The sequence below is a fragment of the Steroidobacter cummioxidans genome (assembly GCF_003104955.1).
Genome location: NZ_LSRW01000103.1, coordinates 13,727 through 27,745 on the forward strand (window position 1 = coordinate 13,727; position 14,019 = coordinate 27,745).

Below are 14,019 nucleotides of genomic sequence, written 5' to 3' on the forward strand. Positions count from 1 at the left end.
ACCATTGTCTTTCGGTCAAGCGCGACCGGCGACGCGCACCGTCGGCGACTGTTCACTGCTCTGGGCAAGCGCAGCGGCCAGCGCGCCACGATCGCACTTGCCGTTGGCATTGCGCGGCAGCTGCGACATCACATGCACTTCCGCAGGCACCATGTACGCCGGCAGTTGCATGCGGCAGTGCTGGCGAATGCGCTCTGAAATGTCAGCCGGCGCATTCGGCCCCACCACGACAGCCACGACGACGCGCTGTCCCAGTCCATCATCGGGCAGCCCCACGACCGCGGACTCCACGACCGCCGGCAGTTCGGCAATCACCTCTTCGACCTCGCCCGGGCTGATGCGATAACCCGAGCTCTTGATCAGATTGTCGCGGCGGCCGATGAAATAAATAAACCCGTCCGCATCGGTCTTCACCAGATCGCCCGACCACACCGCGATCTCATCGCGCGTCAATTGTGACAAACGCTTCGGCAAGGGCTTGAAGCGCTGCTGGGTCAGTTGCGGATCGTTCCAGTAGCCGAGCGTCACCAGCGAGCCACGGTGCACCAGCTCACCCACTTCGCCCGGCTCGCACTCCTTGCCGTCGGCATCGACCACCAGAATCTCCTGGCCGGGAATCGCTTTGCCGATCGAGCCCAGACGCTGCTCGAGCTGCGCAGGCTCGAGATACGTCGAGCGGAACGCCTCGGTCAGCCCGTACATGCAGAAGACCTGCGTAGTCGGCAGCCGTGACTGCAGATTCTTGATCACACTCACCGGCAACGCGCCGCCCGAGTTGGTGATGTAGCGCAATGATTTCACCACCGGCGCCGGCCACTCCGCCGTCGCCAGATGCATCCACATGGTCGGCACGCCAGCGAGCGCAGTGATGCGTTCGGAGACCATCTCCTGCAGCAGCGCCGCGGGCAGCGAAAAGTTGGTGAGAACCGCACACGCGCCGACCGCAAAAGCGGTCGTGACCTGGCTCAAGCCATAGTCGAAGCTCAGAGGCAACGCGACCAGCACGCGATCGCAGGACGCGTTCTTGAGATAGCTGGACACGGTGAGCGCGCCGGCCACGAGATTGCGATGCGAGACGATCACGCCCTTCGGACGTCCGGTGCTGCCCGAGGTATACAGCAAGGCGGCAGGATCGTTCTCGATCGCCGGGCTGGCCACGCGCTCATCACCCGCGATCAATTGGTCGTATCTCAGCGCATCGGTGCGCGCTTGAGAGACATCACACCACACCACCGTCGAGATCGTCGGACACCGTGGGATCGAGTCCTCCACCAGCACGGCGGCCGTCTGGGAAGCGATCAGCGCGACGGCGCCTGCATCATTCAACACGTATTCGAGCTGGCGCGCCTTCAGCAGTGGATTGACCGGAACGAAAATGGCCCCCAGACGGCTGCAGGCCAATGCCGTCTCGATCACGACGGCGCGATTCTGCAGATAGACCGCAACCCGATCGCCCCGCTTTACGCCGTGCGAGCGCAAAGCGCCCGCCAGCGAATGCGAGCGGCGCTGCAAGTCCGCATAGGTAACGGTGTTGCCACGGCTGCGCAGGGCTTCGTTATTCGGGAAGCGCTCGGCAGAGGCATCGAACAGATCGTGCAGCAGGTTCATCGGATCGGCGACAGTGTCCTTGCTCAGCGGCCAGTCCCACTTGGCCGGAGGATTCTACTTCGCGATCAGCCCCGGCCGCTCGCCAGGTTTTGAAAAAAATTCAAGGACCCGACCCACCAGCTCAGAACTGGAAGTAGATAAACACCTGCTGCGTCAACGGCGGGAACACGACCACCATGGCGATGAAGTACCCATACAGGGCCACTCGTTGCCAGACCGGCTGCGACAGCGCCAGGAGCATCTCGTTACGCCGGTACGCGAGCCACTCGTACACGAACAGCGGCGCCGTAAAGAACAGCAGGAGGGAACCTGCGTAGAGTGCAAAATCCGTCACCGCAAATCCGTGACCCAGCGCTCCAATCAGCCCGAACGCCTGCGAGATCGACTCGGCCCGGAAGAAAATCCAGCCGACGCAGACGAAGTTGAACATCACCACCGCCTGCAGTACCGAGAGCGCCTTGTGGCTGGCGGGCTTCTCGAAGCGCTCGGTGCCCACCAGCCGATATGCGATGAGCAGCAATCCATGCCACGCGCCCCAGGCGATAAAGGTCCAGTTCGCGCCGTGCCACAGACCGCCGAGCAGCATGGTCAGCAGCAGGTTGATGTGAGTGCGCGTCGGACCGTGACGATTGCCGCCCAGCGGGATGTAGAGATAGTCACGCAGCCATTGCGACAAGCTGATGTGCCAGCGCTGCCAGAACTCGCTCGGGCTGCGCGAGAAATACGGCATGCGGAAGTTATAGGACAGATCGATGCCCAGCCACTTCGACACGCCCTGCGCGATCGACGAGTAGCCGGAGAAATCGCCATAGATCTGGAACGCGAACGCGTACGTGCCGATCAGCATTTCGGTCGCGGTGAGGTCGACCGCGGGCGTATCGAAGATGTGATTGGCAATGGGCGCCAGGTTGTCGGCAATGAACACCTTTTTGAACAGGCCGATCAGGATGTGATACAGGCCTTCGGCGAAATCGCCCTGCTTCAAGCGCCGTTCGTTCTGCAGCTGCCGCAACAGATGGCTGGCGCGCTCGATCGGGCCAGCTACCAACGGCGGAAAGTACGCCACGTAGGTGGCGAATTCGGGCAGGTTGCGCGCCGGCTGGGCCTTGCCGCGATAGATATCGAGGGTGTAGGCCATGCTCTGGAATGTGTAGAACGAGATGCCCACCGGCAGCACGATGTGCAGCACCGGCAGATGCGGCTGGAATCCCAGGTTGGTCAACAGCGCGGCCATCTCGTTGACGAAGAAACCGAAATACTTGAAGAAGCCGAGGAACGTGAGGTTCACCACCACCGAAGTGGTGATGAGCAGCTTGCGCTTGCGGGCATCGTCGACCCGCACCAGGTAGTAGCCGACGTAGTAGTCGACGATGGTCGAGAACGCGAGCAGGCCCAGATAGCGCCAGTCCCAGAAGCCATAAAAGATATAGCCCGCGACCAGCAGCAGATAGTTCTGGCCGCGCCACGGCAGACGCCAGTACAGCGCCAGCACGATGGCGAAGAAGCCCCAGAAAACGAAACTGTTGAAAATCATGTGGCGCTCGCCAGCTCGACGTGCAGGTCCGCTGCCAGCACCTTGCTCAGAATCTGCTGACCGACCGGGTTGAGGTGCATCCGGTCGCTATAGTGCGAGCTGTTCAAGCCTGCGACCTTGCGCAGGTCGATGACGGTCAGCCCCGCGCTGCGCTCCAGCTCACGCAGCTCCGCATCTATCTCATATGTCGATTGCACCGGCATCGCGACCACGATCACTCGCGTGCCCTTGCTCTTCAGGCGGTCGACGACGCCTGCCAGAGTTCGATAGGTGTATTCGGTATCGTCCACGGCCGCAGCTCCATGAGCGCCTTCCGACGGCTCAGCCGCGTCCGCTCCGGCGGCATTGTCGGCTTGCGTGAATTGCACGTAGTTCGGCACGGCCAGCTGAAAAAAGCGATTGCGCAAGGTGTCGCGCAACGCATAGGGGCGCAACAACGCGGCCGCGATGAATTCGCCAATGTCGCCACTGCTTTGCAGGCCGATGGCTGCGGGGTGCGCCAGATCGCTCATCCGGCAGTACAAGGCGCCGAGCCGGGAGGGATCGTTACGCGTCTGGTCGCTGAGCAGATGCCAGGCAAAACCGATCACGACGGTGTCGTATTGCACTTCGCGCCGCTCGATCAGTTGATGGTCCAACAAGCACTGCCAGTCCCACAGCCCGGTGGCATCCGGCGTTATCTTGGCGATGCTCATCTGCGGGAATGCCGATTTGATGACCGGCGCTGCGACACCGTTGTTGGTCAGAGAATTGCCGAGCAGCAACAACGAGTGTCGTTGCGGCTCGCCAGCCGCGGCGATGAGCTTGGGGATCTCGGCGACATGGGCCAAATTGCCGGACAGCCGCGGCTCCGCCAGCCTTAGACTGACGTCCACTAGCGCAATCAGACCGAGCAGGGCTAGAACCACCCGCGTTTCAGTGGCGCGCAGGAGCGCACCCAATCTGCTGACCATGAATAAACTCTGCGACCCTTTGGTGCTGGCAAAAGAGCCCAGATCGCGTCCCAGCGGCTGGGCGCCGATCATGACGCCCTCCACCGTCGGCTGCTGCGACTTGGGACACGCCTGGCGCACGAGCCGCTGCTGGGCGGCCTGCGACGGTGGCGCCCAGGACTGGAGATTGCATCACGCGGCCGCCCGCCCAACCCGCTATGATTGCCGGCCATTCCGCAATAGCCGTTATGCCGTGGCGCTCACAGACTCTTTGTCATGAATTCTGCGCGACCGAGCCTTTCCGCCACAAGTGATCCTAAGTCGCAAACTGCCGACGCAGCCGGGCGCCTGCGTGTGCTCATGGTCAATTCCACCCTGCATATCGGCGGCGCCGAGCAGGTGGCGGCGAACCTGACCAAACACCTGGACCGGCGGCAATTCGAGGTCACTGCCTGCTTCCTCAAAGAAAACGGCATCGTCGGCAAGCAGATGCTGGACGCGGGTGTGGATCTGATCCCCATTCCCGGATATCGCGGCAAGAAGGATTACTTCACCGGTCTGAAGCTGCGCAAGCTGGTCAAACAGCGGCGCATCCAGCTGCTCCACAGCCATGACATTCACGGCTTGATGGATGCGGCCTTGTGCCGTCTGAGCGTGCCCGGCCTGCGTCACGTGCACACCTTCCATTTCGGCAACTATCCGCACATCTCGCCGCGCTACGCGCGCATCGAACGGTTGTTGTGGCGAGTGCCGGATGCGTTGATCGCCGTCGGGCACGAACAGGCCGCGACCATTCGCCGGCTGCACGATATTCCCGCCGAGCGCATGCAGGTCATCTGGAACGGCACCGATGCGCCGACTCCGGAACTCGCGCCAGAAGTCGTCGCGCAACTGCCGCGCGATGGCACCCCCGTCATTGGCAGCATCAGCACGCTGATTCCGCAAAAAGGGTTGCCCGACCTGCTGCAGGCGGCGGCATTGTTACGAGAACGTAACAAACGCTTTCTGATGATCCTTGCTGGCGAAGGCAAGCTGCGCCGGGAACTGGAAGCACAGGCTCACAGTCTCGGGCTGCAGGACCATGTGCGGTTCCTGGGTTGGGTGAGCGCGGCGTCGCGCCGAGCCCTGCCCGCCTGCGACATTTTCGTACAATCCTCGCATTGGGAAGCGATGTCGGTCGTCGTGCTCGAAGCGATGGCGGGCGCCAAGCCCATGGTCATCACCTCGGTCGGCGAAAACTCGCGCGTCGTGCTCAACGAGCAAAGCGGTCTGGTAGTACCGGCCCGCTCGCCGCAAGCCCTGGCCGACGGACTGACCCGTCTGCTGGACGACGTGGAGCTGCGGCATCGGCTCGGCGCGGCTGCCCAGCAACGATTCGGTGAGCTGTTCACCGTGCAACAGATGGTTCACAACTACGAGCACTTGTATTCGCAGCTGATTCAAGGCGCGGGCGCGGTGACTGCAGCGGAGAAGGCAGCGTGACGGGTCAGCCTCAACAAGTCCTGCCTCATACCCTGGCAATCAGCTGGGAACAGCATCGCCGCACGCGCGAGCTGTGCACCTGGCTGGGTGTGCCTTTGCATGAAGTCACATTCACCGCCCCCCGGCTGCAACGGTACGCCAAGCTCGCAAGACAAACATTGAGCCTGTTGTCGCAGCATCGGCCCAAGGTGCTGTACGTGCAGAATCCGTCGTTGATGCTGTCGTTGCTGGTGTTGATGGCCCGGCCGTTCCTCGGCCGCTACAAGGTCATCATGGATGCCCACAACGAAGCCGTCGCGCCGTTCACTCATGCCTATTGGCCAGTCACGTCGCTGACTCGCCATGCGCTGCGCTCGGCGGATGTGACCATCGTGACCAACGCCGCGCTGGCAGATCAGGTGCGCGCTGTCGGCGGCACGCCGCATGTGCTGCCCGATCGTTTACCGACCCCGCCCTTCGCGCCCACCGAGCCGCCGCAACTCGACGGTCCGTTGCGTGTGATGGTCGTGGCGACCTATGCCGCCGACGAGCCCATTGCGGAGATCATCGAGGCGGCGCGGATGCTGGGCGATCAATATCAGCTCAGCATCACCGGTCGCGAGGCCAAGCTGCCAGCCGAGCAGCGCGCGCGCCTGCCGGCAAACGTGCGGCAGACAGGCTTTCTTTCCGAAGAGGCTTATTGGGAGCTGATGCGCGACAGTCACATCGTGCTGGATCTCACGCTCAAGCCCAACTGTCTGGTGTGCGGTGCCTATGAGTCGCTGGCGCTGCGCCGGCCCATGGTGCTGACCGGCAATCCGGCCACCGTGGATCTGTTCGGCAATGTCGCGCTATTTCCCAATGAGCACGACGCCGCCAGCATCGCCGAATGTTTGCAGCGCTCGCGCGCCCAGCTCGCTCAGCTCAACGACAGTGTGCTCACCGAACTGCCTCGCTTCGAACAGCGCTGGCTGGAGCATGGCCGCCGGCTGCGTGATCGGATTGCAAGCTGGATCTGATCGCCGACTACTGCAAGGCCTGGCGCAACTGACCCGCCAGCACGCTGGTAAAGCGCAGCCGGCCGTTTGAATTCAAGTGATATTGATCGGGCTCGTAGTCACCGGGCGCCAGATCCTGATCCGTCAGCGGGGTGAGAATCGGCACCCCCAGCTCCCTGCCCAGCCGCTGCAGAGCCGGCGTATATTCCATGGTCACCGGCGGCATCAACACCACGATCAGCTTGGCGTCGGCCGCTGCCGCGATCGCTCGCATTGCCATCAATCGCTCGCGCCCTACCGTGAGAATGGCGTCCAGTTGCGGAGCGGGAGCGCCGCCACCGCGAGTAATCAATCTCGTCAGCTCCGGCATCGATGGCAACAATCGGCCGAGCACGTTCTTGCGAATCTCCTTGCGCAGGGCCCAAAAGGCACTGACGTTCGCTGCGAATAGATCCGCGGTGGCGCTGGGCGTCAGATCCAGCGCACGAGCCACATCCAGAGTGTCACGAGTGCGCATGAGATAGTGCGCAAACAATTCCGTGCGCACACTCGAGCCGATCAGATGACGCGGCTCGAAGCACACCACGAACGCACTGGGGCGCGAGCCGTCGGCGGTCAAGCGCTTCATGCCGAAGTACCAATCGTAGTACGTGGTCTGCTCCATGCCGAAGCGCACGCCCCGCCACTCCGGCTCCAGTGGCCGGTTGAGCTGGTCGACATCGACGCCGGCAATCAACAGGGAGTTGCCGACGATCAGCGCTTCCTTGGGGACGTGACTGGTGACCGCCAACGCGCGCGCGGCATTCGACTCGAGCCGGATTCTGCTCAGGGTGTTGCTCATCTTCGGCACGAGCAGTCGTGCCCCGATCTCGGCCGTGACCAACAACGCGAGCACGGCGACCAGCAATACCTTGGTCGCCCGGACCAGATCCGAGCGCGTGTTGCCGGCGGCGGCCTCAGAACTGGAAGTAGATGAAAGCATTGGCAGAGCTTCCTGCGAACATCAGCGTCGCGACCATCAGCGACATGGCTACACCCACGCGTCGCAGCGCGGGCCACCCTTCGAATACATACTCCTCTCCGCGCCGCTCGTTCAGCAGATCGAGCAGGAACATCGGCAGCGTGAAGGCGATCAGGAATATGAACGCCGTGCCGTACTCCGGCAGCCATTCGATGCGACCGATCCCGGCCAACATATCGAATGCGTCACCCACCGAGGTGGCGCGGAAGAACACCCAGCTCAAGCACACCAGATGGAAGATGAAAATTCGGCTCACCCACAGCGACACGAAGCCGGGCGGCTGCTGAGCTGCAGCGTCCGCCGCTTCCAGGCCGAGCACGCGCCGCCCGAAGCGCTCGATGGCCAGACCCGCACCATGGATGCCACCCCAAATGACAAAGGTCCAGTTGGCGCCGTGCCACAGGCCGCCGAGCAGCATGGTGGTCATCAGGTTGCGATAGGTCTTGACCTCGCCATGCCGGTTACCGCCCAGCGGGATGTATAGATAATCGCGCAGCCAGGTACTCAGGCTGATGTGCCAGCGCCGCCAGAAGTCCTGCAGGCTGGTGGCCAGATAAGGCTGTTTGAAGTTCACCATGAAATGGAACCCCAGCAGCTGCGCCGAGCCGCGTGCAATGTCGCTATAGCCGCTGAAGTCGCCATAGATCTGCCATGCGAAGGCATAAGCGCCGATCGCCAGCACGGCCAGATTCGGCTCGCCCAATTTGCCGCTGAAAGCAGCGTCCGCGAGCAGCGCGCAGTTGTCGGCGATCACCACCTTTCTGAACAAGCCCATCGCGATCAGCTGCAGGCCGCTGTAGAAACGGTCGATCTCGAACACTCGCGCGGCCTGCACCTGGGGCAGCAGATGCGACGGACGCTGGATGGGACCGGCGATCAGATGCGGGAACAAGCTGATGAACAGCGCGTAGTCGACCATCGAATCCGCCGGCTTCAGTCGCCGCTGGTAGACATCGACGATGTAGGCCACCGCCTGGAAGGTATAAAACGAAATGCCCGGCGGCAGCAGAATTTGCAAGGTCGTGTCCGACACCGGCAGCCCCAGCACGGACAGCATCGACGAGAACGAATCGATGAAGAAATTGAAATATTTGAAGACGCCGAGGAAGCCCAGATTCAAGCTCACCGAGACGATCAATGCAGTGCGGCGCTTGATTGGGTTGTCGGAGCGGTGGATCAGGTGCGCGCAGAAATAATCGACCACCGTGGACAGCAGGATCAGGCCGAGAAAGCGCCAGTCCCACCAGCCGTAGAACAAGTAGCTGGCGCACAGCAACAGCACGTTCTGGCCACCGCGCTGCAAGCGCCAGTAGCACACGACGACGATCGTCAGAAAGACGAAATAAACCGGCGTATCAAAGAGCATTGTGTCGCCGCCTGCTAAGCCGCTTTAGGCCGCTGGACGATGTAAGGGTCGATCGATGAAGCGCGCAATCGAACTCACATTAGGCTGCCCCTAAAGAAACGATTCCGCAAATAATCTTTTCCCGACAGTACCGCAAGTGTCCTGCTGAGCACAGGTGTCCGAAGTGCCGGGCCCTAAACCGATGGACGAGACCACTCGCCCATCGCTGCCTCTTGTTCTCATTGCTCCGGAGCTGCGAAGACCGCCTCCGAAAGTCGCGGCGTCAGACCGCCCGCTTGGATGCGATCAGCTTGTCAAAATACTCGACGGTCTTGGTCAGGCCGTCGCGCAGCTGCACCTTCGGGCTCCAGCCCAGCACTTGTTGCGCTTTGTCGATATTCGGACGGCGCTGCTTCGGATCATCCTGCGGCAACGGCCGCCGCTCGATCTTGGATCGCGACCCGGTGATGTCGATGATGTTTTGCGCCAGCTCCAGCATGGTGAACTCGCCGGGATTGCCGACGTTGATCGGGCCGGTCACATCGTCGCCGCTGGCCATCAGCGCCAGGAACGCATTGATCATGTCGTCGACATAGCAGAACGAGCGCGTCTGACTGCCGTCGCCGTAAATGGTGATGGGCTGATTCTGCAGCGCCTGCATGATGAAGTTCGACACCACACGGCCATCGTTGGGATGCATGCGCGGGCCGTAGGTATTGAAAATGCGGATCACCTTGATGCGCAGCTTGTGCTGCCGGTAGTAATCGAAGAACAACGTCTCGGCGCAGCGCTTGCCTTCGTCGTAGCAGGAGCGCGGACCGATCGGATTCACGTTGCCCCAATATTCCTCGACCTGCGGATGCACCGCAGGATCGCCGTACACCTCGGAGGTGGAGGCCTGGAAGATCTTCGCTCGCACGCGCTTGGCAAGGCCGAGCATGTTGATCGCGCCATGCACGCTGGTCTTGGTGGTCTGCACCGGATCGTGCTGATAGTGAATGGGCGATGCCGGGCAAGCGAGGTTGTAAATTTCGTCCACTTCGACATACAGCGGGAACGTCACGTCGTGCCGCATCAGCTCGAAGTTCGGATTGTCGATGAGCTGCGCGATGTTGTCCTTGGCGCCGGTGAAAAAGTTATCGACGCACAGTACGTCGTTACCCGCCGCCATCAAGCGATCGCACAGATGCGAGCCCAGAAAGCCCGCTCCGCCGGTGACCAGGATGCGCTTTCTGCTGAACTGACCCATTAGATGTTACTCGCTGTGACTGCCTGATTCGAAGCGGCGGGCTGCGACGCCGGCAGCCGCAGGATTTCCGCATACACCGCCATGGTCTTATCGATGCTCTGCTGCATGCTGAAGTGCGTGGCCATTCTTTCATAGCCGCGTTGGCCGGTGAGGCGCGCATATTCCGGATCGCCGAGGAACCGGTCAATGGCGTTGGCCAGATCGGCCGGCTTGCCTGGATCGACCAGCAAGCCGCTCTCACCATTGACCACCACTTCGGCGGGACCGCCGATGGTCGTCGACACCAGCGGCTTGGAGCGCGACATCGCCTCCAGCGTCACGATGCCGAACGGCTCGGGATGAATCGAGGTGTGCGTGACCACGTCCATCAGCTCCATGTAGTCGATGGCATTGCGCTGGAAGCCGGCCAGCACCATGTTGCCGGTGACGTCCAATTCCGTCGCGATGCGATCGAGACGATCGCCATATTCGTTGGGCCCCTTGCCGCGGTCGCCGACCAGCACGCAGCGAATGTCGGGATATTTCTTTTTCAGAATAGCCGTGGCGCGAATCAGCGTCTCCTGCCCTTTCCACTCACGAATGTTGCCAACCACGCCGATCACCGGCGCGCCCTCGGGAATGTTGTGCTTCTGGCGCAGTTGCGCCGGGGTTTCCTTGATCTGATAGCGCGTCAGGTCGATGCCGCAGTGGATGACCTGGATGTTGGGAAAGGCGATGCCGCCGTTCTCCAGCATGGCTTTGCAGATGGCGTGCGACAGGCTGATGATGCGATCCAGGCGCTTGCCGAAATAGCGCGACAGGAACGAGTAACTCTGGTTGATGCCCATTTCGTGCGTGATGCACGGAATACTGACCTGCCGCGCCGCCAGCATCCAGGCGTGATTGCGCGTCATCGAGTTGTTCAGATTGACGAGATCGATGCGCTTCTCGCGCAAATACTGCGCATGCACGCGCGCCTGCGCATACAAGCCGCGGTACAGATTGCCCAGCTTCTTGATCGGCATGAGCACGCCGTTGAGCGCACCGAAGTCCACCGGCGGCAAGTTATCGAACAGCACCACCTCGGCGCCGGCGGCGCGGAACTGGTCCATCAAATAGTTTTCGCGGTGGAAACCGACGATGGGCTCATAGCGCGAACGATCCAGGCCGCGGATCAAATCCAGCAACAGGAAGTAAGACCCGCCGACCGTCCCATCGCGGTTGCTTTCGATGAACAATATGCGCTTGGGCATGCGATTCCTCTTGCGATCCAATCCGAGCGCTCGAGTGACGCGCCTGGAGCGGTTTATAGTCGATTACTGTAGCCGTCCCGGCGTCGGGCGGGGTGTGATGCAAGCCCCAGACACCGGCGATGAATTGTCAGCGGTTTCGACAGGACGCGCAGCGTCGGAATTTCGATTAGGGGTGGCCCTTTCGGCCGCTGTCTGGACCTGCAATCGATGGGCTAGGGTTCCACAGGCCCTAGCGTACTCAACCGGCCAGCGGGGGGCCAATCGCCCCTCCGGACGATCCCGAGGTTGAGCCGGTCAGCTCGATGACGACTGCGAACCAGACGGCATCCCGACCGGGGCAGTCAGGGTATCATTCGCCGTTCCAATCCGTCGCTAGTAGCACCAAATCGCGTGGCCGAGACACCATTCTTTTTCGCTCGCGGGGATGCCCGGTTGTTCGGCCTCCTGCACCTGCCCGAAGGCGCGGTCCAGCCGCTCGCCTTCGTCATGAGCCATCCGTTCGGCGAGGAGAAGCTGTGGAGCCACCGGGTTTTCGTCAGCTGCGCCCGCGCCCTGGCTGCACGCGGCCACGCGGTCCTGCGTTTCGACTATTTCGGCGCTGGTGACAGCAACGGCATGAGCGCCGATGCCAGTCTCGGCACGCACTGCGAAGACCTGCGAGCAGCGCTCGGCGCGCTCGAGCAGCGCGTCCCGGCAATCCAGCAGATCGGCTTGATCGGACTGCGCCTGGGCGCAAGCTTTGCCGCTCTGCTCGCCGAATCGAACGCACAACAGCAGCTATCTGCTCGCCTGCGCGGCGCGCCCTTGGTGTTGTGGGACCCGATCCTCGACGGCGATGCTTATTTCCAGGAATTGTTGCGTTCCAACTTGAGCACGCAGCTGGCGGTCTACGGCAAGGTCGTCGACAACCGGGAAGTACTCACCGCTCGCATTCGTGCCGGCGGCAGTGTCAATGTCGACGGCTACGAAATCGGCAAGGATTTGCTCGACAGCTGTGGCGTGAGCACCTTGCTCGGCACCGAACCCAAACAGCACGCCGGTCCGACGCTGGTCGTGCAGATCGCAGCGACCGAGGCACAAAAGGAACGCGCCGACCTCAAAGCGCTCGCCTCCAGCTATTCGCAAGGCACGGCGTTGCGAGCGGCCGAGCAACCCTTCTGGCGCGAGATCAAACCCTTCTACCCGCGAGCGAGCCAGCTGCAGGAGCTGACTCTGCGCTGGCTGGATGAAGTGCTGAGCACCGCATCAGCCACTGCGCTCGAGACCGCCGCGGCCGGCTGAAGCGATCGAATGAATTCGGCAGGAACTTCAAACATGCACCAGCCCGGCGATGTCAGCGCGGTCACTTTCAACAGCAGCGAAGGCAATACCCTGTTCGGCACACTGCACTCGCCTGCGCAGCCACGCGCGGACGTGCCCGTCATCGTACTGCTCTCGCCGGGCGTGAAAATGCGAGTCGGCCCGGGCCGCTTGTATGTGCCGCTGACCGATGCGCTGGTGGCCATGGGCTATCGCGTGTTTCGTTTCGATTTCTACGGCCTCGGCGATTCATCGGGTGAGCTGCAGGAAACCATGCTGGCCGATGTTTATAACAACATCGAAGTGGGCCGCTATGTCACCGACACGCGCAGTGCCATGCAATGGCTGCGTCAGAACGTGCACGCAAAGAAATTCATTCTGGGCGGACTGTGCGGTGGCGCAATCACGGCGCTGCTGACCGCCGAGCGCGAGCCCGATGTCGAAGGCTTGCTGTCGCTGGGCATGACGGTCACCTTGGCCAGCAATGCCGCGACGCCGGCCAAGTATCTGACGCGCGCACAACTCGATTCTCGTCGCCAGAAATACTACCGCCGCCTGCTGGAGCCCAAGTCGTGGTGGCGCCTGCTCACGTTCCAGAGCGAATACGGCGTGATCTGGCGCTCGATGAAGCGGCTCATCGTCAAAGAAAAGCCTGCCGTACCAGCGGCGGTACCCGCTGCGGCCCCTACCGAGCAGCGGGGTAATGCCAACCCCCTATTCCCGCCGGCGTTCTTCGCATTCCTGAAACGCGGCGGTCGGGCACTGATGTTGTTCAGTGAAAAGGACCGGCTGCAGTCCGAATACGAAGAAAAATTCGCCACCCCGTTTGCCGAACAGTTGCAGCCTTATCTGCCGCAGCTGCAACATCACGTCGTGGCCGAAGCCAATCACGTGCTGTCGTTCACGCCGTGGCAAAAGGAAATGGTCGCCGTCAGCCGCGGCTGGCTGGAAACCTTGCACGGAGCGAAGTGAGCATGAGCGACGCTCCCGACTATCAGCTCGATCATGTCTGCCTGGCCGTGCGGAAAATCGCGCCGGCGCGCGCCGTGCTCGAAAAGATGCTCGGCTACACGGCTCGAACCGAAGTCGTCACCAACACGCGCCAGCAGGTGAACGTGCAGTTCATGCGCAAGGCCGGCTCGATCGATATCAAACTGATCGAGCCGTCGTCGTTGTCGTCCCCGCTGGTGGAATTCATCAAGGAGCGCGGCGGCGGAATTTTGCATTCATCTGGCGTTCAAGACCCAACAGGTCGCCGCCGGCGTGCAGGACCTGCAAGCCAAAGGCGCCCGCGTGCTTGCCGCCCCGCAACCTGGCGAAGCGTTCGATGAAGCCGACAT

Annotated in this window: 12 protein-coding genes; 5 read left to right on the plus strand and 7 right to left on the minus strand. The window is 62.0% G+C overall.

Going from position 1 to position 14,019, the window contains the following annotated elements; genetic code table 11:
- Positions 1–15 precede the first annotated feature (15 nt).
- The 3 genes from D0550_RS32495 to D0550_RS32505 form a co-directional block, all read right to left on the minus strand.
- The gene (locus D0550_RS32495) at positions 16–1,608 is read right to left on the minus strand and encodes an acyl-CoA ligase (AMP-forming), exosortase A system-associated (protein ID WP_116813343.1); all 1,593 of its coding nucleotides are present in this window, start codon (positions 1,606–1,608) and stop codon (positions 16–18) included.
- A 121-nt stretch (positions 1,609–1,729) separates the two neighbouring features.
- On the minus strand, positions 1,730–3,142 hold the full coding sequence (locus D0550_RS32500; protein ID WP_116813344.1) for an MBOAT family O-acyltransferase: 1,413 nt from the start codon (positions 3,140–3,142) through the stop codon (positions 1,730–1,732).
- Complete coding sequence (locus D0550_RS32505; RefSeq protein WP_116813345.1) at positions 3,139–4,215, minus strand: SGNH/GDSL hydrolase family protein; 1,077 nt, start codon at positions 4,213–4,215, stop codon at positions 3,139–3,141. Before D0550_RS32505 ends, D0550_RS32500 begins: the two co-directional genes overlap by 4 nt.
- A 219-nt stretch (positions 4,216–4,434) precedes the next feature.
- Here D0550_RS32505 and D0550_RS32510 point away from each other — a divergent pair, with 219 nt between their 5' ends.
- Positions 4,435–5,556 carry a glycosyltransferase family 4 protein gene (locus D0550_RS32510; RefSeq protein ID WP_161966197.1) on the plus strand — a complete coding sequence of 374 codons (1,122 nt, stop codon included), beginning with the start codon at positions 4,435–4,437 and terminating at the stop codon, positions 5,554–5,556.
- Positions 5,553–6,554: a glycosyltransferase gene (locus D0550_RS32515; RefSeq protein ID WP_116813347.1), complete on the plus strand. Its 1,002-nt coding sequence runs from the start codon at positions 5,553–5,555 to the stop codon at positions 6,552–6,554. Before D0550_RS32510 ends, D0550_RS32515 begins: the two co-directional genes overlap by 4 nt.
- 7 nt (positions 6,555–6,561) lie before the next feature.
- On the opposite strand, the gene D0550_RS32520 is transcribed toward D0550_RS32515, so the two are convergent.
- The 4 genes from D0550_RS32520 to D0550_RS32535 form a co-directional block, all read right to left on the minus strand.
- Entirely contained in the window at positions 6,562–7,515 is a 954-nt protein-coding gene (locus D0550_RS32520; RefSeq protein WP_116813348.1) for a hypothetical protein, read from the minus strand.
- A complete protein-coding gene (locus D0550_RS32525) occupies positions 7,490–8,920 on the minus strand; it encodes an MBOAT family O-acyltransferase (protein ID WP_116813349.1) in 1,431 nt (476 codons plus the stop codon). Before D0550_RS32525 ends, D0550_RS32520 begins: the two co-directional genes overlap by 26 nt.
- A 262-nt stretch (positions 8,921–9,182) precedes the next feature.
- Positions 9,183–10,148 (minus strand): UDP-glucuronic acid decarboxylase family protein, encoded by a 966-nt coding sequence (locus D0550_RS32530; protein WP_116813350.1) that lies wholly within the window; start codon positions 10,146–10,148, stop codon positions 9,183–9,185.
- Positions 10,148–11,380, minus strand: coding sequence for a glycosyltransferase family 4 protein (locus tag D0550_RS32535; protein WP_116813351.1), 1,233 nt, complete (start codon positions 11,378–11,380; stop codon positions 10,148–10,150). Before D0550_RS32535 ends, D0550_RS32530 begins: the two co-directional genes overlap by 1 nt.
- A gap of 432 nt (positions 11,381–11,812) precedes the next feature.
- On the opposite strand from D0550_RS32535, the gene D0550_RS32540 reads away from it, so the two are divergent.
- From D0550_RS32540 to D0550_RS37325, 3 genes are all read left to right on the plus strand, one after another.
- Positions 11,813–12,661, plus strand: a complete 849-nt coding sequence (locus D0550_RS32540; protein ID WP_116813352.1) for a serine aminopeptidase domain-containing protein — start codon at positions 11,813–11,815, stop codon at positions 12,659–12,661.
- Positions 12,662–12,694: 33 nt separating this feature from the next.
- The gene (locus D0550_RS32545; RefSeq protein ID WP_161966198.1) at positions 12,695–13,651 is read left to right on the plus strand and encodes an alpha/beta fold hydrolase; all 957 of its coding nucleotides are present in this window, start codon (positions 12,695–12,697) and stop codon (positions 13,649–13,651) included.
- A gap of 86 nt (positions 13,652–13,737) precedes the next feature.
- Positions 13,738–14,010, plus strand: a complete 273-nt coding sequence (locus tag D0550_RS37325) for a VOC family protein (RefSeq protein WP_414717366.1) — start codon at positions 13,738–13,740, stop codon at positions 14,008–14,010.
- Positions 14,011–14,019 lie beyond the last annotated feature (9 nt).